17 protein-coding genes are annotated in these 26,115 nt (G+C 74.0%); 5 read left to right on the top strand and 12 right to left on the bottom strand.

Going from position 1 to position 26,115, the window contains the following annotated elements:
• Positions 1-26 precede the first annotated feature (26 nt).
• The 3 genes from fusA to ACIPXB_RS02230 all read right to left on the bottom strand — a co-directional run bounded on the left by fusA (position 27) and on the right by ACIPXB_RS02230 (position 3,996).
• A complete protein-coding gene (gene fusA, locus ACIPXB_RS02240) occupies positions 27-2,141 on the bottom strand; it encodes an elongation factor G (RefSeq protein WP_401443380.1) in 2,115 nt (704 codons plus the stop codon).
• Positions 2,142-2,556: 415 nt separating this feature from the next.
• A complete protein-coding gene (locus ACIPXB_RS02235; RefSeq protein ID WP_401443378.1) occupies positions 2,557-3,267 on the bottom strand; it encodes a DUF4360 domain-containing protein in 711 nt (236 codons plus the stop codon).
• An 84-nt stretch (positions 3,268-3,351) separates the two neighbouring features.
• The gene (locus ACIPXB_RS02230) at positions 3,352-3,996 is read right to left on the bottom strand and encodes a DUF4360 domain-containing protein (protein WP_401443376.1); all 645 of its coding nucleotides are present in this window, start codon (positions 3,994-3,996) and stop codon (positions 3,352-3,354) included.
• Between the two features lie 357 nt (positions 3,997-4,353).
• On the opposite strand from ACIPXB_RS02230, the gene ACIPXB_RS02225 reads away from it, so the two are divergent.
• Positions 4,354-4,704 carry a hypothetical protein gene (locus tag ACIPXB_RS02225; RefSeq protein WP_401443373.1) on the top strand — a complete coding sequence of 117 codons (351 nt, stop codon included), beginning with the start codon at positions 4,354-4,356 and terminating at the stop codon, positions 4,702-4,704.
• Here ACIPXB_RS02225 and ACIPXB_RS02220 read toward each other — a convergent pair.
• From ACIPXB_RS02220 to ACIPXB_RS02205, 4 genes are all read right to left on the bottom strand, one after another.
• The gene (locus tag ACIPXB_RS02220) at positions 4,694-6,760 is read right to left on the bottom strand and encodes a SpoIIE family protein phosphatase (protein WP_401443370.1); all 2,067 of its coding nucleotides are present in this window, start codon (positions 6,758-6,760) and stop codon (positions 4,694-4,696) included. The genes ACIPXB_RS02225 and ACIPXB_RS02220 overlap by 11 nt on opposite strands.
• A gap of 122 nt (positions 6,761-6,882) precedes the next feature.
• Positions 6,883-8,160 (bottom strand): Nramp family divalent metal transporter, encoded by a 1,278-nt coding sequence (locus ACIPXB_RS02215; protein WP_401443367.1) that lies wholly within the window; start codon positions 8,158-8,160, stop codon positions 6,883-6,885.
• A 148-nt stretch (positions 8,161-8,308) separates the two neighbouring features.
• The gene (locus ACIPXB_RS02210; protein WP_401443365.1) at positions 8,309-8,821 is read right to left on the bottom strand and encodes a universal stress protein; all 513 of its coding nucleotides are present in this window, start codon (positions 8,819-8,821) and stop codon (positions 8,309-8,311) included.
• A 281-nt stretch (positions 8,822-9,102) separates the two neighbouring features.
• Positions 9,103-10,194, bottom strand: coding sequence for an amidase domain-containing protein (locus ACIPXB_RS02205; protein WP_401443362.1), 1,092 nt, complete (start codon positions 10,192-10,194; stop codon positions 9,103-9,105).
• Positions 10,195-10,642: 448 nt separating this feature from the next.
• On the opposite strand from ACIPXB_RS02205, the gene ACIPXB_RS02200 reads away from it, so the two are divergent.
• The gene (locus ACIPXB_RS02200) at positions 10,643-12,640 is read left to right on the top strand and encodes a transglycosylase domain-containing protein (protein WP_401443359.1); all 1,998 of its coding nucleotides are present in this window, start codon (positions 10,643-10,645) and stop codon (positions 12,638-12,640) included.
• Positions 12,641-12,663: 23 nt separating this feature from the next.
• Here ACIPXB_RS02200 and ACIPXB_RS02195 read toward each other — a convergent pair whose 3' ends face one another.
• Together ACIPXB_RS02195 and ACIPXB_RS02190 are read right to left on the bottom strand one after the other, a co-directional pair.
• Positions 12,664-13,887, bottom strand: coding sequence for a hypothetical protein (locus ACIPXB_RS02195; RefSeq protein WP_401444398.1), 1,224 nt, complete (start codon positions 13,885-13,887; stop codon positions 12,664-12,666).
• 338 nt (positions 13,888-14,225) lie between these two features.
• Positions 14,226-15,056, bottom strand: a complete 831-nt coding sequence (locus ACIPXB_RS02190; protein WP_401443356.1) for a CAP domain-containing protein — start codon at positions 15,054-15,056, stop codon at positions 14,226-14,228.
• Between the two features lie 515 nt (positions 15,057-15,571).
• Between ACIPXB_RS02190 and ACIPXB_RS02185 the strand changes: the two genes are divergently transcribed.
• Positions 15,572-16,345 carry an NPP1 family protein gene (locus tag ACIPXB_RS02185; RefSeq protein ID WP_401444396.1) on the top strand — a complete coding sequence of 258 codons (774 nt, stop codon included), beginning with the start codon at positions 15,572-15,574 and terminating at the stop codon, positions 16,343-16,345.
• 23 nt (positions 16,346-16,368) lie between these two features.
• Here ACIPXB_RS02185 and ACIPXB_RS02180 read toward each other — a convergent pair whose 3' ends face one another.
• The 3 genes from ACIPXB_RS02180 to ACIPXB_RS02170 are packed head-to-tail and all read right to left on the bottom strand — an operon-like array spanning position 16,369 to position 23,839.
• Positions 16,369-17,322: an ABC transporter ATP-binding protein gene (locus ACIPXB_RS02180; protein WP_401443353.1), complete on the bottom strand. Its 954-nt coding sequence runs from the start codon at positions 17,320-17,322 to the stop codon at positions 16,369-16,371.
• Entirely contained in the window at positions 17,319-20,252 is a 2,934-nt protein-coding gene (locus tag ACIPXB_RS02175) for a hypothetical protein (protein WP_401443350.1), read from the bottom strand. Before ACIPXB_RS02175 ends, ACIPXB_RS02180 begins: the two co-directional genes overlap by 4 nt.
• Positions 20,249-23,839, bottom strand: a complete 3,591-nt coding sequence (locus ACIPXB_RS02170; protein ID WP_401443347.1) for an FtsX-like permease family protein — start codon at positions 23,837-23,839, stop codon at positions 20,249-20,251. The genes ACIPXB_RS02175 and ACIPXB_RS02170 overlap by 4 nt, the downstream gene beginning before the upstream one ends.
• 186 nt (positions 23,840-24,025) lie before the next feature.
• Here ACIPXB_RS02170 and ACIPXB_RS02165 point away from each other — a divergent pair, with 186 nt between their 5' ends.
• Both ACIPXB_RS02165 and ACIPXB_RS02160 read left to right on the top strand, forming a co-directional pair.
• Positions 24,026-24,802: an ABC transporter ATP-binding protein gene (locus ACIPXB_RS02165; protein ID WP_401443344.1), complete on the top strand. Its 777-nt coding sequence runs from the start codon at positions 24,026-24,028 to the stop codon at positions 24,800-24,802.
• Between the two features lie 95 nt (positions 24,803-24,897).
• Positions 24,898-26,016: an amidinotransferase gene (locus ACIPXB_RS02160; protein ID WP_401443342.1), complete on the top strand. Its 1,119-nt coding sequence runs from the start codon at positions 24,898-24,900 to the stop codon at positions 26,014-26,016.
• Positions 26,017-26,115 lie beyond the last annotated feature (99 nt).

The raw sequence follows: 26,115 nt of genomic DNA, 5'->3' as shown, positions 1-26,115 counted from the left end.
GCGGGCCGGCACACCGCCGGCCGGCGTCAGCCGGAGCGCACGTCGGCGCCGACCGCCGCGGGCACGGGCGCGTAGCCGGTGGGCCGGGAGGTGAACGTGCCCCGGCCCTGGGTCCGGCCGCGCAGCCGGGAGGCGTACCCGAACAGCTCGGCCAGCGGCACGGACGCCGTGATCACCGTGGTCCCGGTCCGCGTGGCCGACGAGCCCGTGACCCGGCCGCGCCGCGCGGCGAGGTCGCCGAGGACGCCGCCGACGGCCTCGTCGGGGACGGTGACGACGACCTCGGCCACCGGTTCCAGCAGCTCCATCACGCTGGCGCGCAGGGCTTCGCGCAGCGCGAAGCGGCCCGCCGCCCGGAACGCCATCTCCGAGGAGTCCTTGGGGTGCGTGGCCCCGTCGATCAGGGTGACGCGCAGCCCCGTCACCGGGTGACCGCCGAGGGGACCCTCGGCGAGCGCGTCCCGGCAGCCGGCCTCCACCGCGCGGACGTACTCCTGCGGTACCCGGCCGCCGACGACGACGGACCGGAAGCCGAAGGAGCCGCCGGTGCCCGCGGCGTCGGTACCGGTACCGGTACTCGCATCGTCGCCGGAGGCTTCCATCGCCTCCACGTCGATGACGACATGCGCGAACTGACCCGCGCCGCCGTCCTGCTTGACGTGCCGGTACACCAGCCCCGACACCCCGCGCACCACCGTCTCCCGGTACGTCACGCGCGGGCGGCCGACGCCGACCTCCATCCCGTGGTCGCGGCGGATCTTCTCCACCGCCACCTCCAGGTGCAGCTCGCCCATCCCCGACAGCACGGTCTGCCCGGTCTCCCGGTCGGTGCGCACCGCCAGCGACGGGTCCTCCTCGACCAGCCGGGCCAGCGCCGCCGACAGCCGGCCCGTGTCGGCCCCGGTGCGCGCCTCGACCGCCACGGACACCACCGGTGCGGCGACCGTGGGCGGTTCGAGGACCAGCGGGGCCTGCGGCGCGCACAGCGTGGCGCCCGCGCGGGCCCCCTTGAGCCCGACGACGGCGACGATGTCCCCGGCCACGGCCCGGTCCACCTCGGCGTGCCGGTCGGCCTGCACGCGCAGGATCCGGCCGATCCGCTCGGTGCGGCCGGCTCCGGCGTCCAGCACGGTGTCCCCCTTCCGCAGCGTTCCCGAGTAGACCCGCAGGCAGGTCAGCCGTCCCGTGGCCGTCGCGTTCACCTTGAAGGCGAGCGCGGCCAACGGCGCCGCCGGGTCGGCGGCCCGCTCCTGCTCCCGCTCGCCGAGCGTGCCCCGTACGGGCGGCATGTCGGCGGGCGAGGGCAGGTAGGCCACGACGGCGTCCAGCAGCGGCTCGACGCCGCGGTTGCGGTAGGCCGTTCCGCACAGCACGACCACGCCCTCACCGGTGCGGGTCAGCTCGCGCAGGGCGGCCGCCAGGGTGGCCGGGGACAGCGCCGAGGTGGCGCAGTACTCGTCCAGGGCGGCCGGGTGGAGCTCGGCCACCTGCTCCTCCAGCATCCTGCGGCGCGCCTGTGCCTCCTCCCGCAGGGCGTCGGGCACCGGACCCTCCGTGCCCGCGTCCTCGCCGGCGGCCCAGACCAGGGTGCGCATGCGCACCAGGTCCACGACGCCCGTGAAGCCGTCCTCGCGCCCGATGGGCAGCTGGACCACGAGCGGAACCACGTGGAGGCGGTCCCGGAGGGAGGCCACGGCCAGGTCGAGGTCGGCGCCGACACGGTCCATCTTGTTGACGAACGCGATGCGCGGGACGCCGTGGCGGTCGGCCTGCCGCCACACGGACTCGCTCTGCGGTTCGACGCCCGCGACGGCGTCGAACACGGCGACGGCGCCGTCGAGCACGCGCAGCGAACGCTCGACCTCGTCGGCGAAGTCGACGTGTCCCGGGGTGTCGATGAGGTTGATCCGGTGCGCGTCCCAGGTACAGCTGACGGCCGCCGCGAAGATGGTGATGCCGCGGTCGCGTTCCTGGGCGTCGAAGTCGGTCACCGTCGTGCCCCGGTGGACCTCGCCGCGTTTGTGGATGGCGCCGGTGGCGTAGAGGACCCGTTCGGTGAGGGTGGTCTTGCCGGCGTCGACGTGGGCGAGGATGCCGAGGTTGCGGACGGCGGTGATGCCGGTGTTCAGGTGGGTGCGCACGGCCCGAGGCCTTTCTGGGTGCTGGTGTTTCAGGGCGGCGCGATGTCCCGACGGCGTACGGCGGCGGGGCGGGTGCCCCGGGGCGTGACCGGCGCCGCCCGGCACGCGGCCGGGGCAGGGGCCGGCCACGCCGGGCCGGACAGGGAAGCGGATCCCGCGGTGAGCGGATCCGGAGCAGGTGGATCTGATGTGCGGACGTCAGGTCCTGCTGCCGTCGTCGGGCGGTCCGGTGACGGCCGCGCAGCGGTCACCGGGAAGGCGAGGACACCAGGATCACGTCGTACCGCGACCGGGGAGCGAGGACAGTGCTGTGGTGACACATGGCCTGGGCTCCCCTCGCTCGACATCATGGGCGCCACCGCCGATCGGCGGCGCGCAGGACCGACTGTAGGGCCCGCGGCCGAAGCCGGTACAGCTATTTATCCGCGCGCGGGACGTCGTGGCGCGGGGTGTCGTGGCGCGGGGTGGGGCACCGCTGCCAGGCGAGGTGGTAGAGCGTACTGACGCTCGCGTCCGTGGAGTCCATCGCCATGAAGCTGGTGGCGGTCTGCGGGTTGGACGTGCCCGCGTACACGCGTAATTCGGTGTTGATGTTGAAGTTGCGCCTTTCTCCGCAGGGCGCCCAGACCAGATCGGCGAACTCCGTCTTGTCGGTCGCCTGCCAGTTGTCGTTGAACGGACCGTTGAACTGGTGGGTGCGCTGGGAGGTCTGCGGCATTCCCTGGAAGTAGTAGTTCGCCCTTTCCTGGCCCCATGCGCCGGGCTGGAGGAAGGCGAATCCCCGGTAGTCGGCCTGGACGATGGCGTAGGTGAATCCCGAGGGGACGTGCACGCGCAGATTGAGCTGGCAGTTCTTGCGGAAGGCGGTCGGCGGGGCGCCGGGGCCGACCTGGGCGAGGTACTCACTGTAGGTGACCGTGAAGGCGGTGTTGTCCGGCGCGACGGCGACCTCCGCGGTGCCCTCGCGGCAGCCGGAGCCGTTCACCGTGGCGAGTTCGATCACGATCTTGTCGGGGGGTGCGGTGATCGGCGGGGTGGGGCCGGCCGCTCCGGCCGGGGTCGCCGTGGCGAGCAGGAGGGCGGCCGCGCCGCCGGTGAGCAGGGTACGGGACACGGAAGGTGACATCGTTGTCGCTCCTGACCGGGTATGGGGCCTCGGTGCTCGGCAGTGCTCGGGCGGTGCTCGGCGGTGCTCGGTGCTCACGCCGCGTCAGGCCCCGGGGCACTCCCGCCACGCGAAGTGGTAGACCGTGCTCACGCTGCCGTCCGTGGAGTCCATGCTCATGAAGCTCAGGGCCTGGGGGTTCGACGTCCCGGCGTACACGCGCAGTTCGGTGTTGACGTTGAGGTTGCGCTCCTCGCCGCAGGGCGCCCACACGAGGTCGGCGTACTCGGTCTGGTCGCTCGCCTGCCAGTTGTCGGTGAAGGGCCCGTTGAACTGGTGGGTGGTGCGGGCCGTCTGGGCCATGCCCTGGAAGTAGTAGTTCGCACGCTCCTGGCCGAAGGCCCCGCGCTGGAGGTGCGCGAAGCCGCGGTAGTCGGCCCGGGCGATGGCGTACGTGAACCCCTGGGGTACGTGGACGCGCAGGGCGAGCTGGCAGTTCTTGCGGAACTCGGTGCCGCCGGCACCGGCCCCCGCCTGGGCGAGGTAGTCGCTGTAGGTGACGGTGAAGGAAGTGTTGTCGGAGGCGGCGGCGACGTGCGCGGTCCCCTGCGGACACCCCGATCCGTTGACGCCGACGACGTCGACGGTGATTCTTCCGGGCGGTGTGTGCACGGTGTTCGCCTGGGCGGGGAGGGCCAGGGCCGATAACACGGCCGCCGCGGCGCCGACGGCCAGCCTGCGGAAGAGCATCTTCGTTTCTCCATTCGTCCGGGACCGGTTTCCGAGTCGAATGCGACAGGGACAGGTACGGGGCGTGGAAAGGGGCATGGCACAGACTTGGACATGGACATGCCATTTCCTGCCGTGGCCCATGTCAGCACAGCGGCGGCGCCCCGGTAAGGACCCGATACGGACACGCGCGACATTGACCGGAACCGGGCCTTCCTGCGCCGTGGCCGCATCGCCCGGGACCGGCTTCATCCGGTCACCGCCGCATCGCCCGGGACCGGGGTTCATCCGGTCGGCCGAGCAGCGGATGCCGCGCCGGGGCCGCCGGGGGAAGCTGTGCGCAACGACAGCCGCCACCGCACAGACGAGGACCGCGCCATGTCCCTCCGCCGGCGTATCAGCGTCATCTCCGGGGCCGCAGCACTGCTGCTGACCGCCACCGCGTGTTCCGGCCTGGGCCGGAACACGGTCGGCATGCTCACCTTCCGCGCCCACGACTCACCGATCGAGCTGAGCTACACCAACACCCCGGTCACGGGCTGCCACAAGATCCGCCTCCCGCGCGGCGCCGCCCACGTCGAGAACAACACCCTCGTCGACATCGTCCTGTACCGGACCCCGAACTGTCAGAAGACGGACAAGGCCGACGGCATCTACGTCGCCACCACCCTCTCGAACGTGACGGCCCCCGACAGCCTGCCCTGGCGCAGCTTCAGCGTCATCCACTGAGGCGGGCGACGAGCAGGGCGATGTCGTCGTCCGCCGAGGCGGGGACCAGATGGGTGACCAGGGAGTCGCACAAGTGGTCCAGTGAGTGCTGGGGTTCGGTCAGCAGCCGGGTCAGTTCGGAGAGGCGGTCGTCGATGTCCCGGCCGCGCGCCTCGACCAGGCCGTCCGTGTACAGGACCAGGACGCTGCCCGGCGGCAGGGTGAGATCGGTGGTCGTGAACACGGTGCCGCCGACGCCCAGCGGGGTGCCGGGCGGCAGGTCGAGGATGCTGACGGTGCCGTCGGGCGTCACGGTCACCGGCGGCGGGTGCCCGGCCCGGGTGATGCGGCAGTGGCCGGTGTGCGGGTCGACCACGGCGTAGAGGAACGTGGCGATCATCGGGTCGGCGAGGTCGTCCAGGGCCGCCTCCAGCTGGTGCAGCAGGTCCTCGGGGGCCAGGTCGAGCCGGGCGAGGGCGCGCACGCTGGCCGAGAGCCGTCCCATGACCGCCGCGGCCGCGATGCCGTGGCCCATGACGTCCCCGATGAGCAGGGCGGCCTTGCCCCCGGGGAGCTGGAGCACGTCGTACCAGTCGCCGCCGATCTCGTTGACGTCGCTCGCCGGCAGGTAGCGGTGGGCCACCTCGATGCCCGGGGGCGGGGTGATGTGCTGCGGCAGCATGCTGCGCTGGAGGATGACGGCGGTCTCGTGCTCGCGGTGGTACAGCCGGGCGTTGTCGATGCTGACGGCGGCGCGGGCGGCGAGCTCGCCGGCCAGGGTGACGTCCTCCGGCCCGAAGGGCGTCGCGGTGCGGGCGCGGTAGAAGGTGGCGAGGCCGAGGACGAGGTCGCGCGCGACGAGCGGGACCATCATGAAGGAGTGCACCCCGGCGCTCAGGATCTGCGCGGGCCGGGAGGTGTGGCGGGCGGCGGAGGCGATGGCCTGTTCGTCGAGGCGGGCGACCAGGAAGGGGCGCCGGGCGGTGAGCGCCACGGTGTAGGGGGCGGCGACCGGGAAGGTGAGCGTCCTGCCCAGGGGGGCGAGGATGCCGAGTACGGCGGAACCGGCCAGCGGGGCCTTGCCCAGGCGGCGCAGGGCGACGCCGCCGGCCAGCCCCAGGCCGGGCTCGTTGCCCTGGGAGAGGGCGTCCAGGACGTCGACGGTCGCGGCGTCGGCGAGCTGCGGCACGGCGAGGTCCGCCAGCTCCTGCGCGGTGCGCTCCAGCTCCAGGCTGGCGCCGATGCGGGCGCTGGCCTCGCTGAGGAGCGCGAGCCTGCGGCGGCCCGCCTCGGCATCGGTGTGGTCGCGCTGCTGTTCGGTGATGTCGAGCAGGGAGGCGATCACTCCGATCGGGCGGTCACCGGGGTCCTCCACGCGGACGTACGAGCAGGACCAGACGCGGTCGTGCGCGGGGTCGGCGGGCGTCCGGCCGGTGCGGCGGCGGTCCAGGACCGGCTCCCCAGTGGCCAGGACCTGCCGCATCGCGTCCTCCATCTCCTCCGCGTTGACCTCCGGCAGCAGGTCCGCCAGGCGCCGTCCCACGTGGGCGGATTCCGGCAGGCCGTTCATCGCCTCCAGGGCCGGGTTGACCTGGAGGAAGCGCAGCTGCGTGTCGAGGATGGCGATCCCGACGGGCGAGCGGGCGAACAGCCCGTCCCAGACGGCCGACGAGCCCCGGATACGGCGTGCCGCGTGGGCATCGGCGGCGAAGACCAGGACCGCGGAGGCACCCTGGCGGCGGCTGGGGACCGGGCAGGCCCAGATCTCCAGCTCGCGGGGGCTGCCGTCCTGGTGCCAGGCGGTCACCGTGCCCATCACGCCGCGCCCGGCGGCCGCGGTCTCCCACAGGGACCGGCCGAGGCTGCGGTCGGCGCCGGGGTGCAGGAGGTCGGAGATGTGCCGGCCGACGATCTGCGGCGGGGCGTACCCCAGCAGCTCCTGCGCCGCGCGGTTCCAGCGCACGATGGTCCCGTCGGCGCTGGTGGCCACCTGCGCCACGGTCAGGGAGCCCAGCCAGCCACCGGCGTCCTGGGCGGCGCCGCTGATCAGTTCCTCGATCGGGATCGGCTCGTCCATCCGGCACCCTCCACACCTCCCATGGTCGCCCAGCCGGTCCCCCGCCGCTCCCCGGCACGCGGCCGCACCGGTCACCGGCCGTCACGGGCCGTCACCAGGCCCTCGCCGGCCGTCGCCGGTCGTCACCAGGGCAGCTCCCGTACCTGCTGGACGCACAGGACCACGAACAGCAGCCCGGCGGACGCCAGCATCCCGTTGCTCAGCGGGCCGTTGCGCCACGCGGCCGGGGTGCGCGCGGAATTGAGCAGCCACAGCAGGGTGAGGGCCAGGAACGGCATGAAGAAGGCGCCGATCACCCCGTACCCGACGACGAGGGCGAAGGGCTGGTCGAGGAAGAGCAGGCTGATGGGCGGGAAGGTGAGCCAGAGCAGGTAGGCGCGGAAGGGCAGGGACTTCTCGCGGCTCGTGCCGGCGGGGGTCAGCGAGGGGCGGTACTTCGTCACGAAGTCGGCGAACATCAGGCTCACCCCGTGCCAGACGCCGATCAGGGAGGTGAAGGAGGTGGCGAAGAAGCCGACGAGGAAGAGTTTGGCGGTGACCGCCCCGTAGCGGTCCGCCAGGATGCCGGAGAGGTCCAGCAGACCCCGGTCGCCCTTGGCGATCGCCACTCCCGAGGAGTGCAGCAGTTCGGCGCCGACGAACAGCATGGCCACGACGAAGACGCCGGTGGTGAGGTAGGCGACCCGGTTGTCCAGCCGCATCACCTTCATCCAGCCCGCGTCCGTCCAGCCCTTGGCGTTGACCCAGTAGCCGTAGGCGGCCAGCGTGATGGTGCCGCCGACCCCGCCGATCAGGCCCAGCGTGTAGACGAGCGATCCGCCGGGGAGGACGGGCGCGAGGCCGGCGAGCGCGGAGCCGAGGTTCGGGGCGACCCGGACCGCGAGGTAGACGGTGACCACGAACATCACACCGACCAGCACCGCCATGACCTTTTCGAAGACGGCGTAGCGGTTGAACCACACGAAGACCAGCCCCACCAGGGCGCACAGCACCGCCCAGACCTTCAGGTCGAGGGTGTCCGGGAAGAGCGCGGCGAGCGGAAGGGCGCTGGAGGACATCGCGGCGGCGCCGTAGACGAAGCCCCAGACGACGACGTACCCGGCGAAGTAGACCGTGGTCCAGGGCCCCAGGCTGCGCCAGCCGTCGAAGAGGGTGCGCCCGGTGGCGAGGTGCCAGCGGCCGGCGGCCTCGGCGAGCGAGATCTTGACGAGGCAGCCGATCACGGCGGCCCACAGCAGGGTGTAGCCGAACTTGGCGCCCGCGATGAGCGTGGCCACGAGGTCCCCGGCGCCGACACCGGTCGCGGCGACGACGACCCCGGGGCCGATGTGCCGCCAATGGGCCCTGCGCTGCCGGGGGTTCTCGCTCTCGCCCGTGTCGATCCGGGTGGATTCCGCCATGCGTGGCCGCCTTCCCCTGCGCCGAAACCGTGTCCTCGTCACCCAAGCCTGTACGGGGAGGGACGGGAAAGCCGGGATCACGCCAGTGTGCGGGGCCGACCGGTCGACGCCCGGCCGCCACCGGCCGGCAGGTCAGCGGGGGAAGGGGTCAGCGGGTCAGCTCGCGGACGTCCAGGGGCATCCGCCACGCCTGGCGCCTGCGTACGGCGTCCAGGTCGGCCTGAAGGGGGCTGGGCGGTACCGCGAGAACCGGGCAGGGGGCGTGGGCCAGGCAGTACCGCGCCACCGACGGGCGCAGCGCACGCAGCAGCGGGGCGCGGCTGCCCGTGCCGACGACGAGCAGGTCACCGCCGTCGCGGACGGCGTCGACGAGGGCGGCCCCCGGTGTGCCCCGGACCGTCAGGCCGGCCGGGGACACGCCCGGCCGGCCCGCGCCGAAGGCGTCCAGGATGCCGCGCAGGCGCTCGTCCGCCGTGTCGCGGCAGGCGCTCAGGACCGAGGGGACACAGCTGTTGCGGCCACCGAGCCCGCCGCCGGGCGGCTGCCAGGCCAGTACGACCCACAGCTCCGCCTCCCGCGCGCGGGCCTCGGCGGCGGCCCGGTGCATCGCCGTCAGGCTGCCCGGGGAACCGTTCGCCCCCACCACGACCCGTCCTCGCACCGTCCTGCCTCTCTCACCCGACGCCGCCGCCCTGCCGTGGCACCCCCTGGAACCACGGCAGGGCCCCGCCATTGTGGTCGCCCGCGGGGGCCGCCGTACCCGTCCTTGACGCGTCCCTGCCGCCCGGACGCCCCTTCTTGACGTCGTCCTGACGTCTTCCGGTCGCCGCAGGCCGGGAGCGCGTCAGGGGCGCGTCAGGGCGGCCGGCGGGGCCGGGAACGGCGACGGGCCCCTTCCGCCGGCCGGGAACGCGCCGGCGGAAGGGGCCCGAAGGGCAACCGTCAGGTGCGGTACGCGAAGAAGCGCGCGTTCGGGTTGGACGCGATGATGCTCGCGAGCGACTTACGGTACGTGTTGGTGGAGTGGTACGTGAGGTACGGCATCCCCGCCTTGCTGCGGTAGGTCACCATCATGGAGTGGTCCTTGGACCCGTCCTTGTTGAAGTCCACCTGCAGCACGTCACCGATGTCCATCTGGTACACGTTCGCGAGGTTCGTGGCCTTCTGGTTGGACAGGGTGAACCACGCCCACTCGTTCACGCCGACCCAGGACTGGCTCTGGCCCTTGGAGCTGTCGTACCACCAGTTGCGGTAGTCCGTGGCGGAGCCCGGCTGGTGCTTCCAGCCGCCCGCCTTCAGGGCCTGGCTGATGAAGTTGGTGCAGTCACCGCCGGCACCGTTGAACTTCCGGTACGCCGGGTTGTACTTGCTCCAGTACTTCTCCGCGTACTTCGCCATGGCGTTGTAGTCGTACGCGCCGCCGGTCAGCACCTTGGGCTTCGACGCCGGGGCGGGGTACTTCGTGGCGGCGGGCGTGCCGTCCGGGTACTGGTTGCCGTCGTCCTTGATGACGTTCGCCTTGGCGGCGACCGGCTCGTTGACGGCGACCGGGCCGGCCTCCTGGGACTTGATCGAGTCGAGCTCCCAGCCACCGCCCTTCTTGCTGCTGAGCGTGAGCTCGTAACGTGTCCGGAAATCGGTGTTCTCGGGCTCGTCCCCGCGCAGCTTCTTGTACGTGAGCGTGGTGTGCTCGGTGACCTGCACGGTCGCCTTGCCCCCCGTGACCTTGGCACGGTCCACCGAGACGCGGGTGTCGGCGCCCGTGTAGGCCTCGCCGAGCTCCGCCAGCAGCGTCTTGCGGGAGCGGAGCGACTCGACCGCCGCCTCCTGCTCCTTCTTCAGCTGGGCCGAGAGGCGCGTCTTGGAGTTGGCGCGGCCGGAGCCGTGCCGGACCGACTGGCCGTCCACCAGCGCCTGGGTGCGCTGGGAGAGGACCTCGTCGGCTATGTGGGCAAAGGCGTCGGCGGTGGCGCGGTCCGCGTCACGGGGCCCGGAGGCCGCGGAAGCGGAGTAGGCGAACAGGCTGCCGGTCACGACGGCCACGGTCAGGGCCCCGATGGCGGCGGGCCTGAACCTTCTAGGTATCACTGTGTATCCCCTTGTCACCCGGTATCACACGAACCGGGGGACGGAATCTTCGCACAACTCCGCCGCTGTCTTGTTCCGTTCCTTGCAAGGCGGTCGGAATGGTTCCGGAACCGGCGACGGCACGGTAGCGGAACCCGCCGTCGGTGTGGCTCCGGGCGGTCCGCCCGGAGCCGTGCGGGCCTGGTCCGGCCTCCGCTGGGGCCTCACAGACAATGCCTCTAGGGTGTGGGAAAGCACGGCAGAGGGAGCAAACGGAGTGGGCAGGCGGGAACCGGTCGGAAGAGGAAGACCGCGCGGCAGGCGTGCCAAGCCCGCGGCACGCCGGGGGGTTCGGCGGGGCACCGGCCGGCTCGCCGGCGTACGCGCCGGGATACGTGCCCGGATACGTGCCGGTGTGCCCGATTCCCTGGCCCCGGCCCTTGCCGCCGCGCGGACACGGCTGCGGCGTCTGCGCCCCGCGTACCCCCGGCCCGGCCGGGCCGGCTGGCGCCGGTGGGTCCCGTCGGCGCGCCAGTGGCTGGGTGCCTGTCTGTACGCGTTCCTCGCCGTGACGGGCTTCGTCGGGATCGCCTACGCCGTCACGGACATTCCCGACGATCTCAACTCCTTCGCCCGCCAGCAGGACAACGTCTACTACTGGGCCGACGGTTCCACGATGGCCCGGACGGGCTGGGTCAGCCGGCAGGAGATGCCGCTGGAGAAGGTGCCGCCGAAGGTCCGGGGCGCCGTGCTCGCGGCGGAGAACGCCAGCTTCTACTCGGACCCCGGGGTCTCCCCCACCGGCGTCCTGCGCGCCGTGAAGGCGGCGGCGACCGGCGGCGAGACCCAGGGTGGGTCCACCATCACCCAGCAGTACGTCAAGAACGCCTACCTGAACCAGGACCGCACGCTCAGCCGCAAGTTCACCGAGCTCCTGCTCGCCATCAAACTGGACAACCGCGCCTCCAAGGACCAGATCCTCCAGGACTACCTCAACACCAGCTGGTTCGGGCGCGGCACCTACGGCATCCAGCGCGCATCCCAGGCGTACTACGGCAAGGACGTCTCCCAGCTCAACCCGAGCGAGGGCGCCTTCCTGGCCTCCCTCCTCAAGGGCGCCGGACTCTACGACCCGGCCCTGAGCGCGGAGAACCGCGCGCGGGCCGTCGAGCGCTGGAACTGGATCCTGGACCGGATGGTCGTGACCGGGCACCTCTCGGCCGCCGAACGCGCCACGTACACGGCGTTCCCGGAGCCCTCGGGCATGAACCTGGTGGGCATCCCGGGCGCGCAGAACGGCTATCTGGTGGAGATGGCCAAGGCGTACGCGGTCAAGGCCGGCCGCATCAAGGAGTCGGAGTTCGACCTCGGCGGCTTCCAGGTCTACACGACGTTCGACAAGGACCGGATGGCCGCGCTGACCGCCGCGGTCCAGGAGACCCAGAAGGACTTCGACGCCGAGAAGCGGCCCGACACCGACAAGCACGCGAAGATCGGCGCGGCGAGCGTGGCGCCCGACGGGCGGCTGCTGGCCGTGTACGGCGGCCCCGACTACCTCAAGCAGGGCTTCAACGAGGCGAACGCGACGACGATCCCGGCCGGCTCGGTGTTCACGCCGCTCGTGTACGCCGCCGCGCTCGAGGAAGGGGTGCTGCGCACGCGCGGCAAGCCCCGTACGCCCGTGGCGCCCACCACCGTCTACGACGGCAACGACCAGGTGACCGTGCAGACGCCGGAGGGACCGTACTGGGACCGCAGCGGCAAGGTGGTCAAGGGACGCAACGAGGGGGGCCGCAACTGGGGTCAGGTCACCCTGCGCCAGGCCGTGGCCGACTCCGTCAACACCCCGATGCTCCAGCTCGGCCTCGACGTGGGCCTCGACCGCGTGGAGGTGTTCGCGGAGCGCTCGGGGCTGCTCGCCTCCAGCCTGGGGCCGCGGATCCCCACGTTCGCGCTCGGGGAGAACTCCATGCCCAGCGCGATCCGGATGGCGGGCGCCTACCAGACGTTCGCCGCGGACGGGATGCACACCGATCCGTACTCGGTGCGCTCGGTCACACGCGCCGGCGCCCCGGTGCCGATCGCCGCGCCGAAGCCGACGCGGGCGATGTCGGAGCGGACGGCGCGCGCGGTGACGGACGCGCTGCGGGCCACGGTCACCGAAGGCTCGGCGAAGGCGGTGAGCAAGGCCCACCCGGGCGCGGCGGGCAAGACCGGGACGACCGCCGCGAACACGGCGGGCTGGTTCGTGGCCAGCACCGGGAAGGAGATCACGGCGGTGGTGGTGTACCGGATGGCGCTGACCGACCTGGTTCCGCTGCCGCTGACGGGGCTGGGCGGCGACGCCCCGAACACCCCCGCGAGCGCGCGGGCGGTGTCCCTGTGGGGCGACTACGTCAAGGCGGTGAAGTAGCGGGGCCGCGGCGCGGCGGCCCGCTACTTGATGAGCGCCTTCCAGTCCGGCGCCTGGGCCGGGTCGAGCATGCGCAGCTGGGCCAGGACCTTCGGGTCCTGGGCGTCCAGCCAGTCCGCCAGCTCCCGGAAGGACACGCAGCGCACGTCCTGGCGCGGGCAGACGTTCCGCATGACGTCCTCGATGGCCTTCATGTAGATGCCACCGTTCCAGTCCTCGAAGTGGTTGCCGATGAACATGGGGGCCCGGCTGCCGTTGTAGACGCGGTTGAAGCCGTTCATGTACGACATCCGGGTCTGCTCCTGCCACCCGGCGTACTTCGACGGGTCGCCCTTGGTGCTGTCACCGGACTGGTTGTAGAGGAAGTTGAAGTCCATGGAGAGGACCTGGAGCTCCTTGCCGTGCAAGGGGACGAGCTGGAGGGGGAAGTTCCATATGCCGTCCCGCTTGGACGGCCACATCTGGAAGTCCCCGGACGAGCTCGCATCGTAGCGCCAGCCGTAGTCCTTGATCGCCGTCATGAGGTTCTTCTGGCCCTCCAGGCAGGGCGCGCGGCCGCCGACGACCTCCCGGTCGGGGTCGAAGGGGAAGGGCGCCTCCTTGGTGAAGCCGGTGTTGGTCTTCCAGGTCTTCATGAAGGCGTACGTCTGGTCGATCTCGCTCTTCCACTCCTCGACCGACCAGTCACCGCCGCCCTTGGGGCCGCAGAAATGCCCGTTGAAGTGCGACCCGATCTCATGGCCGTCGGTCCAGGCGCCCCGCAGCTGGCCGACCGTGGACTTGATGTGCGGGACGGTCGGGTAGGAGATGGCGGCCGCGCCCTGGCCGTGCTGCGGCGGCCGGTAGAGCATCTTCTTGTCCTCGGGCAGCAGGTAGATGCCGGTGAGGAAGAAGGTCATGTGGGCCTTGGACTCCCGGGCCACCTTGCGGAAGTGGGAGAAGAGGTGGTCGTCGCCCTCCAGGGCGCCGTCCCAGGAGAAGACGACGAACTGCGGCGGCTGCTCGCCGGGCTTGAGGCGCTCGGGCTTGAGCTGGCCCGGCTGCGGCCCGGAGTAGGAGGTGGAGCCGTCGCCGAGCACCTCGACCTTGCCGTCCCAGTTCGGCTTCGGTCCCTTGCCCGCGCCGGGCTTGCCGGCGGCCGCGCCGCCCGCCGCCGTGGAGGCTCCGAGCCGGGCGTCGTCCTGTGCCTGCGACGAGCCGCCGAAGGTGAAGACGTAGGCGGTGGTGGCGGCCGCGCCGACGGCCATCACGGCGACGCCGGCGCCCAGGCGCTTGCGGTTCCGCACCTTCCTGTGGGCCTTGCGGGCAGCGCGGGACTGTGCCCGTGCGCCTGCGGCGCCCCCAGCGCCCCCGGCACCCGTGGCGCCCTCTGCGCCCGTGACGTCCCCTGCGCCGTCTGCTCCGGCCATCGCGGTCGTACCCCCCTGTTCACCGCAGCAGGGCCGCGCGTGGATGGTTCGTACGAATATAGAACTTGTCGGCACACCTTCCGCACCCCGGGCATCAGTTTCACGCCGGTTCACAGCCGGCTCACAGCCCGGGGGCGGACTCCGCGAGGGTGCGCCGCCTCATGCGGCCGGTGGGATCAGCGGGCCGCGGCGAAGGCCTGGGTCCAGTAGGAGTTCGGCTGGGCGAGGCCGACACCGATCTCCTTGAACGAGCAGTTGAGGATGTTCTGGCGGTGGCCGGGGCTGTTCATCCAGCCGGTCATGACCTGCTCGGGCGAGCTGTAGCCGTACGCGACGTTCTCGCCGTAGGTCGACCAGGTGTACCCGGCGCGGGTGATGCGCCGGCCCGGGTCCGAGCCGTCGGAGCCGGTGTGGGACATGGTGGAGTGCGCGGCCATGTCCTGGCTGTGGCCCTGCGCGGCGGCCGTCAGCTTGGCGTTGACGGTGAGCGCCGAGCAGCCGGCCTTGGCGCGCTCCTTGTTCACGAGGGCGACGACCTCGGCGGCGGGGCCGGAGGCCGGGGCGGTCGGCGGCTGCGTGACGACCGGGGGCGCGGGCCGGGCCGGGGCCGGCCTGGCGGGCCGGTCCGCCGCGGGCGGCTCGGCCTCCGTGGGCGGCTCGGCCGCGGGGGTGGCCGGCCGCGTCTCCTGCGGAGCCGGGGCGTCCTGTCCGGCGGGCTCGGCCGACGCGGAGGGGGTGGCCGGCGCGGTGGGCTCGCCCGGCGCGCCCGGCGCCGTCGGCGTGGCGGTCGCGGCCGGGGTCTGCGCGTCACCCGCGACGCTCAGGAGGGACGCGGCGGGGAAGGGGGCGCTGTGGGTGGGGCGTACGCGCTGCCGGTCGGCCTGCGCGGCGCCGGACCCCTGGGTGTCCCAGCAGGCCATGGCGGCCGTGGGTATGCCGACCACGCCGAGGGTGACGGCGGCGATCGTCATTTTCTTGTACGGCGTCTTCTTACGGTGCTTGTGCATGCGTGACCTCACGTGGTTTCTGCGATGCGTCCTGCGCCGTCGGCTGCGGGAGCACCGGGCGCGCCGCCATTCTTAGAAAGCCCGGAACGGGCTCGCAAGTTTCCCCGGGGAGCTGTGCGGCGGCGCCGCGCACCGGGCTTGAAATGGGCGGACGGACGTGCTGACCGTGTGCACGGCGGTACGGCGGGGAGAGGCGACGGTCCCTCAGAAGTGCCTGTGACGTGGTACGCCGTGCGGATCGTCCGTTTCCCCGGGACACCCATTCCGTAAGAGTGGGGAATGTCGATTTGATGGGGACAAATCACAACATGTCGGTGAAGCCCGGGCGGACGTAATGCTTCCGTGACCCGCCGACCGGCCGTGATGCATGTCACTGTTTCGCGCGGGAACCGCGCCGCGCGTCGCGCCGCGCGTCGCGACCGGGCGGTGCGGCGCACGGATCGCTTCAACTCCGCCTGGAATTCACTTCGTTGAGGCTGTCATGCCCCTTGTCGCGCTGTCGTCGTTCCCGAATGATGCTCCCGGTGACCCCTCATCGCATCCGGAGATCGTCCGCCGTCGTCTGCGCCGCCCTCGCCCTGGTGGTGGCCCTCCCCCAGACGGCCTTCGCTGCTCCTCCCCCGGCGCTCCCCGCGAACGCCGAGGCCATGGAGTCGACGTTCCAGCCGGCGTACGACTACGACACGGACGGCTGCTATCCCACCCCCGCCATCGGACCGACCGGGGTCCTCAACGGCGGTCTCAAGCCCAGTGGCGCCCTCAACGGGAGCTGCCGGGACGCCTCGGACCTCGCCAACACCAACGGCTACTCCCGCGCCACCTGCAACAACGGCTGGTGCGCCGTGATGTACGCGCTGTACTTCGAGAAGGACCAGGCCGTCCCCGGCATAGGCCTCGGCGGCCACCGCCACGACTGGGAACACGTGGTGGTGTGGATCCAGGGCGGCGAGGCGAAGTACGTCGCCACCTCCGCCCACGGGAACTTCGTCGTCCACGCCCGCGACCGGATCCGCTGGGACGGCACCCACCCCAAGATCGTCTACCACAAGGACGGCGCGAGCACGCACTGCTTCCGCGCGGCGAACACCAACGACGAACCGGCCGAGAACCACCGCGGCACGTGGCAGTTCCCCGCGCTCGTGGGCTGGTCCGGTTTCCCCGCGACGCTCCGGGACAAGCTCAGTCAGGCCGATTTCGGCAGCGCGCACTTCGGCCTGAAGGACGGTTCCTTCGCCCCCCACCTGGCCAAGGCCAAACCGGCGGGCATCCCCTTCGACCCCTACCAGTAGGGCCGGTCCCGCCCGGGCAGACCCTACGGGCTGTCCGGGCGGAGCTCGATGTGGTCCGCGGCCAGGTCCACCGCCACGCGGTGCTCCATGCCCAGCGCCTGGAGGAACTTCGGGGGCAGCTGGACGCGCCCGGAGCGGTCCAGGACGACGTACTCGCGCTCGCTGACCGTTTCCCCGCCGTGTTCGTCGGTGACCAGGCGGCGCAGCACCTCGCTGCTGGTGCGGCCGTCGCGGATGGCCACCGTGCGGCGGACCTCGCCCGCCACCATGGGGTCGTGCGTCACGATGACCACCGTCACGCCGAGCTCCTTGTTCACCGTACGGAAGGTCTCGAAGACCGACGCGGCCGTCTCCGAGTCCAGTTCGCCGGTCGGTTCGTCGGCCAGCAGCACCTTGGGATCGTTCGCCATCGCCACCGCGATCGCGACGCGCTGCTGCTGGCCGCCGGACAGCTGCGCGGGGCGCCGGTGCGCGAGGTCGCCGATGCCGAGGGCGTCCAGCACCTCCGTGACCCGGGCGGCACGGCGGGCCCCCGCGCCGCGCCGGGGGCCGCCCTTCAGCTGCATCGGCAGGGCGACGTTCTGGGCCGCCGTCAGGAAGGGCAGCAGGTTGCGGGCCGTCTGCTGGTAGACGAACCCGACCGCCTCGCGCCGGTAGCGCAGCCGGTCCCGCGCCGACAGGTCCAGCAGGTCGTAGCCGGCGACCGCCGCGCTGCCGGCCGTCGGGACGTCCAGGCCCGCCAGGATGTTCAGGAGGGTGGACTTGCCGCTGCCCGAGGCGCCGACGAGGGCCACCAGGTCGCCCTCGTCGACCGTCAGCTCCAGCCCCTGGAGGGCCTGCACCTCGATGCCGTCCGCGCTGAAGATCCGGACCAGGCGGTCGCAGACGATGGCCGCGTCCCTCCCCGGGGTGCGGGGCCGCGCGGCGGCCGTGGCCCGGCGGCGCAGCTCCTCGTACGTCGGCTGGTCGCTGTTCAACGCTGGTCTCCCGCTCTCAACTCGGTGGTGATCTGCCGTCGCCCGGATGTCGCCGCCTCGACGAGCACGGCCACGGCGACCAGGGCGGCCAGGCCCAGGGCCAGGCTCAGGACGGGCCCGGCCGTCAGCGTCACACCGGTCGGTACGCGTGCGCCGACCAACGCGGACAGGTCGATCGCCGGGCCCAGCAGCACGACGGCGCACGCCGCGGTCAGGGCACCGCCCAGCACCGCGGCCAGGGTCTGCGGCAAGGTCTCGGCGAGGATCAGCGCCACGCCCTGCCGGCGGCGCAGGCCCATGGTGCGCAGCCGGGCCAGCAGCGCCGCACGTTCGGGCACGGTCCGCATCAGCGTCAGCAGGACGGCCAGCAGCGCGAAGCCGGCGGCTGCCGCCACCGAGGCCCAGAACAGGCGCTGCGCCGAGCGTTGCAGCGGATCGTCGCCCAGCCCGGCGACCACCTCGGCGCTGGTGCGCACCGGATACACCTCGTCGGCGGGTCCCCCGCCGGACGCCGGCCCCTGACCGGCGGCGGCAGCGGCAGCCGGCGACGGAGAGGGGGACGGCCCCGGGGAGGCGGTCGAAGCCGCCGGGAGCGCGGCCCGGACGAGCGCCCTCAGCCGCTCCCCGCCGGGCGAACCGAGCGCGAACCAGCGGTTGGGGCGGTCGGTGCCGCCGACGGCCGCCGTCGCGGGGCCGGCCGGCAGGACGACGACCGCGGCATCCGGAGCCGGGTGGGCCGGGGTGCAGTCGATCACGCCGGCGACCCGGGTCCGCAGCTCACCGCCGTTGCCGGGCCGCAGCACGTACGTCCCTCCGGCGGCCTGCCGGGCCAGGCCCGCGCTGAACAGCGCCGGCACCGGGGCCTGGTCGGATCCCGCGCCGCCCGCGGCCAGCACGGCGGGGTCGAAGGAGCCGCAGCCGAGGGTGCGGGACAGCTCGGCGTACCCGGCCGGCTCGGCGACGACCACGGTGACCTGGGTGGGGCTCTGGGCGGCGCCGACGACGGTGGAGTCGTCGTCGATCCACAGCGGCACGGATGTCCGTACGCCCGGCAGCGCGGCCGCGGCCTTCACCAGCCCCTCCGGGAGCGGCGCGTTCCCGTACGTGGTGACCGCCGCGTCGCCCCCGACCGTCAGCCGGGCCACGCCCAGCCGGGACGCGTCCACCGAGTGCAGCACGGCGGCCCCGAACCCCCCGGTGGTGAGGGCGAGGAGCAGGGCGGCCATCGGCAGGACGGAGGGACCGGCCCCGCCCCGGGCGGGCGACCCGGCGCCGCGCGCGCCCGCGCCGCGGGCGGCCCGGGCGAGTCCGAGGAAGCCGACCAGGCCGGAGCGGCGGCCCGCCGCGCGGGCGAGCCAGCCGGTGACCACCGGCTGGATCCGGGCCAGCAGCAGCCCCCCGCACAGGGCCAGCAGCAGCGGGGCCGCGACGAGCAGCGGGTCCGGGTCGTCGCCGGCGGGAGCCACCCCACGGCGGCGGACCTCCAGGACCGCGGCGGCCGTGGCGAGCAGCACGAGCAGCTCGGCCAGGGGCCGGCGCCACCGCGCGGCCGGGCGCGGCGGGGTCAGCAGGACAGCGGCACGGACCGGGAAGGCCAGCAGGGCGAGCAGAGCGACGGCCGCGGCGGACAGCAGCGTGGGGGCGAGCCGCGGCGTGGGCAGCAGCAGGACGGCGAGCGCCGTCGCGGCGGCGGCCGCCGGGAGCACCGTGACGGCGCCCTCCCCCAGGAGCCGGCCGACGATGCCGGCGCGCGAGCCGCCGCGGGCCAGCAGCAGCCGCAGCTCGCCGTCCCGGCGGTCCCCGGTGAGCGCGCCGGCCAGGCACAGCACGACGAAGGCGACCCCGGCGACGCCGGCGGGTCCGATCGCGGCGAGCGGTGTCGCGGCCCGGATGCGGGCGCGGGCCTGCTCGAGCCGTTCGGGCAGCCACGAGGTGGTGTGCAGCTCGCGGAGGGTCTCGCGGGAGAGCGTGGCGGCGGTGGGCCCGCCGACGTACGAGGCGATGTCCCGCGCCGTGGCGTCGAGCCGGTCGGCGCGCAGCCGGCCGACGTCCACCGGGAGCCGCCAGAAGTCCTCGGCGGTCTGTCCCCAGGTGTCCAGCCGGCCGAGGTCACCGGCCCCGATCAGGGCGTCGACGTCCCAGGAGAGGTTCTCGCCCTGGTAGAACTCGCAGGCGCGGGCCAGGCAGCCCAGATCGTCCCGCCAGAAGTCCTCGCCCTCGTCGTGGACCGAGAAGAGGCCGACGACCTCGACGGACGGGGTGCCGTCGACCAGGGGCCTGCCGGCGAGGACGGATCCCACGCGGGCGCCGAGGGTCTGGGCGGCCCGCTGCGAGAGGACGACCTGGATCGGCGTGCCGTAGGGGGGCGCGTCGGGGGTGACGGTGGGGGTGTCGCTCGGCCAGCGGCCCTCCACCAGGGTGGTGTGCGCCCGCGCCTGGCGGACGTACAGCAGGGACAGCCGGGGCGGGAAACCGGACGGGCGGGACAGCTCCGGGTTCGTCAGCGGCTGCCGCTTGGTGTTGCGCGTGCCGTGGACCACCGTGCCGGGGTCGACGTGGAAGCTGCCGCCGGTCCGGGCGAGCAGGCTCCGCAGCGTGCCGTCCAGGAGTTCGGCGCTCTCCCCGTTCCTCGGTGTCGGGGCGGTGACCAGCAGGCTGGTCTGGCTCGGGCCGCTGCGCTCCAGGAAGGACCGCAGGGCCTGGTCGGCGCCCCGGTCCTGGGCCCTCGGCAGGGCCGCGGCCAGCACCACGGCGACGAACGCCAGCGCGGCGCCGAGCAGGGTGCCCAGCGGCGCCGCGCGCAGCCGGGTCCGCACCCACGGCGCGGGCCGCGCGGCGACGGTGGACCGCGGCGGGGCGGCGGGCGGCGGGGTGGCGGCGGGCGGCGGGGTGGCGGCGTGCGGCGGGGTGGCGGGCGGCCGGGTGGTCACATCTCCTCCACGGGACGCAGCCGGCCGGCGATGTCACGGCCGCGCGGACCGCTGAGCACGGCCGACAGCAGGGGTACGGCGACGATGGCGGCGGCCGTCAGCAGGGTCGGCCAGAACGGCATGTCCACCCGTACCGGCGGGAACGGCCGGCCCCCGGCGGGTGTCAGCACGACCAGGGGGGCCAGCAGGTGGACGAGCGCGACCCCGAGCCCGGTGCCGACCGCGGTCCCGATGGCGATCAGTACGCCGCCCTCGGCGGCGGACGCCAGGGCCAGGGACCGGCGCGGGGTGCCGAGCGCGAGCAGGACCGAGAACTCCCGGCCGCGTACGCGCCGTTCGGCGGCGGTGGAGGTGGCGAAGCCGATGGCCGCGAGGACGGCACAGGCGGCGGCGAGGGCGGCCAGCGCGCTCTGCGGGCCGGCGGTCAGGGGGTCGTCGAGCAGGCGGGCGGTGACCTCCTCGCGCAGCTGGACACGCTCGGACCTGGCCCCCGCGCGCAGCTCGGCCGCGGCGCGGGCCGGGGCCGGGTCGGCGGCCGAGGCGGCGGGCAGCCACCACTCGGTGGGCGCGGCCGCCTGCCGGCCGGCCGCCTCCAGCAGGAACCGGCCGAGGGCGCGCAGGTCGACGGCGAGCGCGGTCCGGCCGACGACGGGGAGGGCGTCCACGGCGGCGGTGATCCTCACGGGCACGGTCGCGCCGTCCAGCGCGACGGGAACGGTCGCGCCCACCGAGGCGCCCAGGGACCGCAGGTAGTCGGTGGTGGCGACGGCCGGGAGGGCCTCGGCGAGCGGCGTGGCGGGCGCCGGGAACAGCACGGTGTTGACACCCTTCTCGGTGCCCTGCCCGCCGAAGAAGCGCATCCGCAGCACGTCGGCGGAACCGGCCGGTACGGGCACCGGCTCAGGCGCCCGCAACGCCCGCGGCCCCTCCGGCGGCGACCACCGCCACCCACCGCCTGCGGCGGGGCTCGGCGTGGAACCGGGCGCGGAACCGGGCGCGGAACCGGACGTTACGCCCGGCACGATGCCCGGCGTGCCGCCCGACGCGGTGCCGGGCGCGGCACCCGACGTGGAACCGGACATGCCGCCGGGCGCGGAGTTGGGCACGGCGCCCAACGCCGAGCCCGGCGTGGAGCCCAACGCCGAGCCCGGCGTGGCACCCGATGCCGAACCGGGCGCGGAGCCCGACGCAGAGTCCGGCGTGGCCCCCGGCGCGGAGCTCGGCGCGGCACCCGGCGCGGAGCTGGGTGCGGCGTGCGGTGCGGAGGGGGGCGGTGGGGTTGTGGTGGCTTCGGCGGTCGGGGTGGGGGAGGCGGCGATGCGGCGCACGGTCAGTTCGCTGCCGTCGCCCGGCGGGCCGCCGTCGCCGCCGTACGACAGGCGGATCCCCGCGAGCGTCAGCGGGGCCGCGGCCGAGCCGACCGGGGCGCCGGTCAGCGCGTCCAGGGAGAAGGGGAGGGTGGCGTCGCCGGCAGTCGGCAGGGTGGCCGAGGGCGTGGCGTACGTCGCGCCGAACCGGTCGCGCAGCAGCAGGCTCACCGCCGCCCAGCTCGTCCCGGCGGACCGTACGGTGACGTCGACGTCGATCCGGCGGGGCGAGCCGGGCAGGGGGACGCCCGGGCCCGATCCGGCGGCGCCCGCGCCACCGGCGGCCAGCGGGCCGAACAGCTCCCGCATTCCCCGCCCGCCGCGCAGGTCCGCGCGCAGCGGCACCCGCTCGTCCATCAGGGCGGTGTCCAGGGCGACGAGGTCGGCGGGCTTGCCGTCGGGCAGGTTGTGCTGCCGGCGGGCCACCGGGATCAGCCGGTCGCCGCCGGGCAGGGCACCGTAGCGGCCGCCCTGGCCCATCGGGGACATGCTGCTGGCGGAGATCCGCAGGCCGCCCGCGGTGGCGAAGTCGGCCTGGTCGCGCTGGGACGCGGACCAGGCGGTGTGCTGGCCGAGGGCCAGGGTGCCGCTGGAGACGGCGAGGACGAGGAGCAGGACGGGTCCGGTGGCCCGGCCGGGCCGGCGGGCGAGCTGCCAGCCGAACAGGGCCGGCGCCAGGCTGCGGCCGCGGGCCGCCAGCCGTCCCCCGGCCCGCGCCGCGAACGGCAGCAGCCGCAGGACCAGCAGCGTGCCCCCGCACAGGGCCAGGGCCGGCGCGGCGACGAGGACCGGGTCGACGCCGAGCGTGCCGCCGTCGGCGGTGCCGGGCGCGGGGGCGTCCGTGCCGGCGTACCGCGCGAGGCGCTGGTAGCCGAGGACGGCCAGGGCCAGCACCGCCAGGTCCAGGCCGGAGCGGGCGGCGCCCGTGACCAGGGCCTGCCGGCGCCCGACGCGGCGCAGTACGGCGGCGGACGCCCCGCGCAGCAGGGCGGGCAGGGTCGTCAGCAGCACGCAGGCCAGGGCGCAGCCGGCCGCGACCGGCCAGACGAGCCAGGTGTCCGGGATCTCCGGCCGGACCTGCCCGAGCGGTCCGAACCGGCCGGCCAGGTCCAGCAGGGGCCGGGTGAGCAGGGGTGCCAGGACCGCCGCGGGCAGTGCCAGCAGCAGCGATTCGGTCGCGGTCAGCGCGCCGAGGCGACGGCGCGAGGCACCGCGCGCGGTGAGCAGGACGCGTTCCGGTTCCTGGCGGACGGTCAGGATGTGGGAGACGAGGAGCAGGGCGGCGCCCGCGAGGACGGCGAGCTGGAGCGCGCCCATCAGCAGGGTGGACCGGGCGACGAGCAGGCCGGATTCCGACTCGGCCAGCAGCCGGGGCAGTTCGGTGGCGGCCCGGAGCGAGGTGGTCCGCTCCAGGGCGGCGCCCGCCGGGGCCGCCCTGGTCCGCACGGCCCCGGCCTCGGCGGTGCCGATCGTGCGCAGGTCCGGGGTCAGCAGGGTGAGGCGGTAGTTCTGCAGCAGCCCGCCCGTCGTGAAGGCGCTGTCGTCCACCAGCAGCGGGCCGTACGTGGCGAAGGTGCCGGCCTGGACCTCGCGGCCGCCCAGCGGGTCGAGGCGCCAGTACCCGGCGTCCGGGTCGGTGGCCCGGTAGACGCCGGTGACCTGCACGGTCAGCTCGGGTCCGCCGAACCGGTCGGCCAGCCGGACCGGGGCGGGCAGCGCGGCCCCGTCCAGGCCGAGCCGGGCGAGCGCCGCGCGCGGCACGGCCACCTGGAGCGGCGCGGCGGGGGCGCCGGATCCGGGCCCGGCCGTGACCGGGGCCGGCCACTGGCCGGCGAGCAGGTCCGTGTGGTCGCGGCCGAGTGCGGCGAGCAGGGTGAGGTCGGCGTCGCGGCCGGAGGCGGCGCCGCCCGGGAGTCCGTACGAACGGCTGTGCGCCACGCTCCGGAAGGCCACCGGGAGCCGCCCGAAGACCTGGTCCGCGTAGGTCCGTACGGCCGCGTCGTCCTTGGCGCGGTCGGCGGCGGGACGGCCGCTGGTGATCACGACGGTGGTCCGGGGCTGTTCCGGCCCGGTCAGGGCACGCCGGAGCCCCTCCTCCCCCACACCGCGGGCGAACGCCGTCAGCGCGGTCAGGGTGGTCGCGGTGATCAGTACGGTGAACAGCATGGCGACGGCGAGCGGCCATCGCCCGCGCAGTCGGCGCACGACGAAGCCGAGCACGTTCTGTTTTCCTCCCCCGTCCGGGACCCTAGGTACCGGATAGCGGACGATGCTGTCAGATTCGCGCCACGGACGGAAGGGGCTTGCGCGATTGCTGCCACAGATGCGCAAATGCGATCAGAAGGCTGCATCACGAGGCGGCACCGGCAGCGGGTGCGACGGACAGGTCAACGGGGGGTACGGGCGATGAGGGACGACAGGGGACCGGTGGCGGCGGTCCCGGCGCCGCGGGAGGCCGACGGCCTCGCCGCACGGGACGGAGGCACGCCGATCGTGGTGGTGGACGACGTCCACCACAGCTTCGGCAGCGGGCCGCAGGCCGTCCACGCCCTGCGCGGCGTGTCCTTCGAGGTCCGCCGCGGCGAACTGACCGCCCTCAGGGGCCGGTCGGGCTCCGGCAAGACCACGCTGCTCAACCTCGTCGGCGGCCTCGACACCCCGGCCTCCGGCCGGATCATGCTCGACGGCACCGACCTCGCCACGCTCGACGAGCCGGGTCTGCTCGCCCTGCGCCGCGACCGCATCGGCTTCGTCTTCCAGTCCTTCGGTCTGATCCCCGTCCTCACCGCCGCCGAGAACGTCGGCGTACCGATGCGGCTGCGCCGCGTCCCGGCCGCCGAACGCGAGGAGCGCGCCCGGACCCTGCTCGCCCTGGTCGGGCTCGCGGACCACGCCGAGCAGCGCCCGGGCGAACTCTCCGGCGGCCAGCAGCAGCGCGTCGCGGTGGCCCGTGCCCTGGCCAACGACCCCGATCTGATCATCGCGGACGAGCCCACGGGGCAGCTCGACTCGGAGACCGGCCGGTCGATCATGGAGCTGCTGCGCGCGGTGGTGCGCAGCGAGGGCGTCACCATCCTCGTCGCCACCCACGACCCCCATCTGATCGAGCTCGCCGACCGGGTGGTGGAGCTGCGCGACGGGCACGTCGTCGAGCCCGGGAGCGTTCCCCGCGCGGCTTCGTGAGCCGCTGGATAGGGTGAGAGACCGACGGCCTCGAGCGGCGGAGGCGGTACGCACGACCGCGAGCGGAGGCGGACGGCGAGCGAAGGCGGTCGACGATGACGGCAGCGCAGCGGCCCGGTACCCCCGCGCCGCCCCTCGTCCCGCCGGTCGGTTCCCACAACGAGTGGGACCCGCTGGAGGAGATCATCGTGGGGCGCCTCGACGGCGCCACGATCCCCTCCCGGCATCCGGTCGTGGCCTGCAACATTCCCGCCTGGGCGGCGCGCCTGCAGGGGCTCGCCGCCGGCCGCCGCTACCCGCGCGCCCTGGTCGAGACGGCGCAAGCCGAACTCGACCGGTTCGTCGCCCTCCTCCAGTCCCTGGGCGTCACGGTCACGCGGCCGGACCCGGTCGACCACAGCAGGCGCTTCGCCACCCCCGACTGGTCCTCCCGCGGCTTCGGCACCACCTGCCCGCGCGACAGCCTGCTGGTGGTCGGTGACGAGATCATCGAGACCCCGATGGCGTGGCCGTGCCGGTACTTCGAGACGCACGCCTACCGGGGCATCCTCAAGGACTACTTCCGGCGCGGTGCCCGCTGGACCGCGGCGCCGAGGCCCCAGCTGACCGAGCCCTTGTTCGAGGCGGACTTCCGCGTCCCCCGGGACGGCCAGCCCGTACGCCACATCCTCACGGAGTTCGAGCCGGTCTTCGACGCGGCCGATTTCGTACGGGCGGGGCGCGACCTGTTCGTGACCCGGAGCAACGTCACCAACCGCATGGGCATCGACTGGCTGCGCCGCCATCTGGGACCGGGCTACCGCATCCACGAGGTGGAGAGCCGCTGCCGTACGCCCATGCACATCGACACGACGCTCATGCCGCTCGCGCCCGGCAGGGTGCTGGTCAACCCCGAGTACATCGACGTCGACCGCCTGCCCGAGGCGCTCCGCTCGTGGGAGGTCCTGGTCGCCCCCGAGCCCGACCCGGTCGGCGAGCCCCTGCTCAAGCTCACGTCGATGTGCGGCAAATGGCTGAGCATGAACGTCCTCATGGTCGACGAACGCCGGGTGATCGCCGAGCGCCACCAGACGGGCATGCTCCGGGCCCTCGAGGCATGGGGCTTCGAGCCGATCCCGTGCGACCTCCAGCACTACGCGCCCTTCGGGGGCTCGTTCCACTGCGCGACCCTCGACGTCCGCCGCCGGGGCACCCTGGAGTCGTACTGCCCCTGACCGGCGCTCCGGGCGCGGTCCGGGGCGATCCACCATACGATGGGCGGGAACCGGCGCGGGAGGCCCGCCACGGCGCCCGCCCTGAGCGATCGGTGCGGA

It is taken from the genome of Streptomyces sp. NPDC090022 (assembly GCF_044748145.1).
GTDB lineage: Bacteria > Actinomycetota > Actinomycetes > Streptomycetales > Streptomycetaceae > Streptomyces.
Note: the sequence above shows the minus strand (reverse complement) of the source record. Positions and strands in the feature narration are given on the sequence as shown.

Excerpts from the sequence above, each read along its gene's own strand:
- ACIPXB_RS02185 (WP_401444396.1), top strand. The coding sequence starts at position 15,572 with ATGCTCCCGGTGACCCCTCATCGCATCCGGAGATCGTCCGCCGTCGTC.
- ACIPXB_RS02225 (WP_401443373.1), top strand. The coding sequence starts at position 4,354 with ATGTCCCTCCGCCGGCGTATCAGCGTCATCTCCGGGGCCGCAGCACTG.
- ACIPXB_RS02190 (WP_401443356.1), bottom strand. The coding sequence starts at position 15,056 with ATGCACAAGCACCGTAAGAAGACGCCGTACAAGAAAATGACGATCGCC.
- ACIPXB_RS02165 (WP_401443344.1), top strand. The coding sequence starts at position 24,026 with ATGAGGGACGACAGGGGACCGGTGGCGGCGGTCCCGGCGCCGCGGGAG.
- ACIPXB_RS02220 (WP_401443370.1), bottom strand. The coding sequence starts at position 6,760 with ATGGACGAGCCGATCCCGATCGAGGAACTGATCAGCGGCGCCGCCCAG.
- ACIPXB_RS02215 (WP_401443367.1), bottom strand. The coding sequence starts at position 8,160 with ATGGCGGAATCCACCCGGATCGACACGGGCGAGAGCGAGAACCCCCGG.
- ACIPXB_RS02235 (WP_401443378.1), bottom strand. The coding sequence starts at position 3,267 with ATGTCACCTTCCGTGTCCCGTACCCTGCTCACCGGCGGCGCGGCCGCC.
- ACIPXB_RS02160 (WP_401443342.1), top strand. The coding sequence starts at position 24,898 with ATGACGGCAGCGCAGCGGCCCGGTACCCCCGCGCCGCCCCTCGTCCCG.
- ACIPXB_RS02230 (WP_401443376.1), bottom strand. The coding sequence starts at position 3,996 with ATGCTCTTCCGCAGGCTGGCCGTCGGCGCCGCGGCGGCCGTGTTATCG.
- ACIPXB_RS02195 (WP_401444398.1), bottom strand. The coding sequence starts at position 13,887 with ATGGCCGTCGGCGCGGCCGCCACCACCGCCTACGTCTTCACCTTCGGC.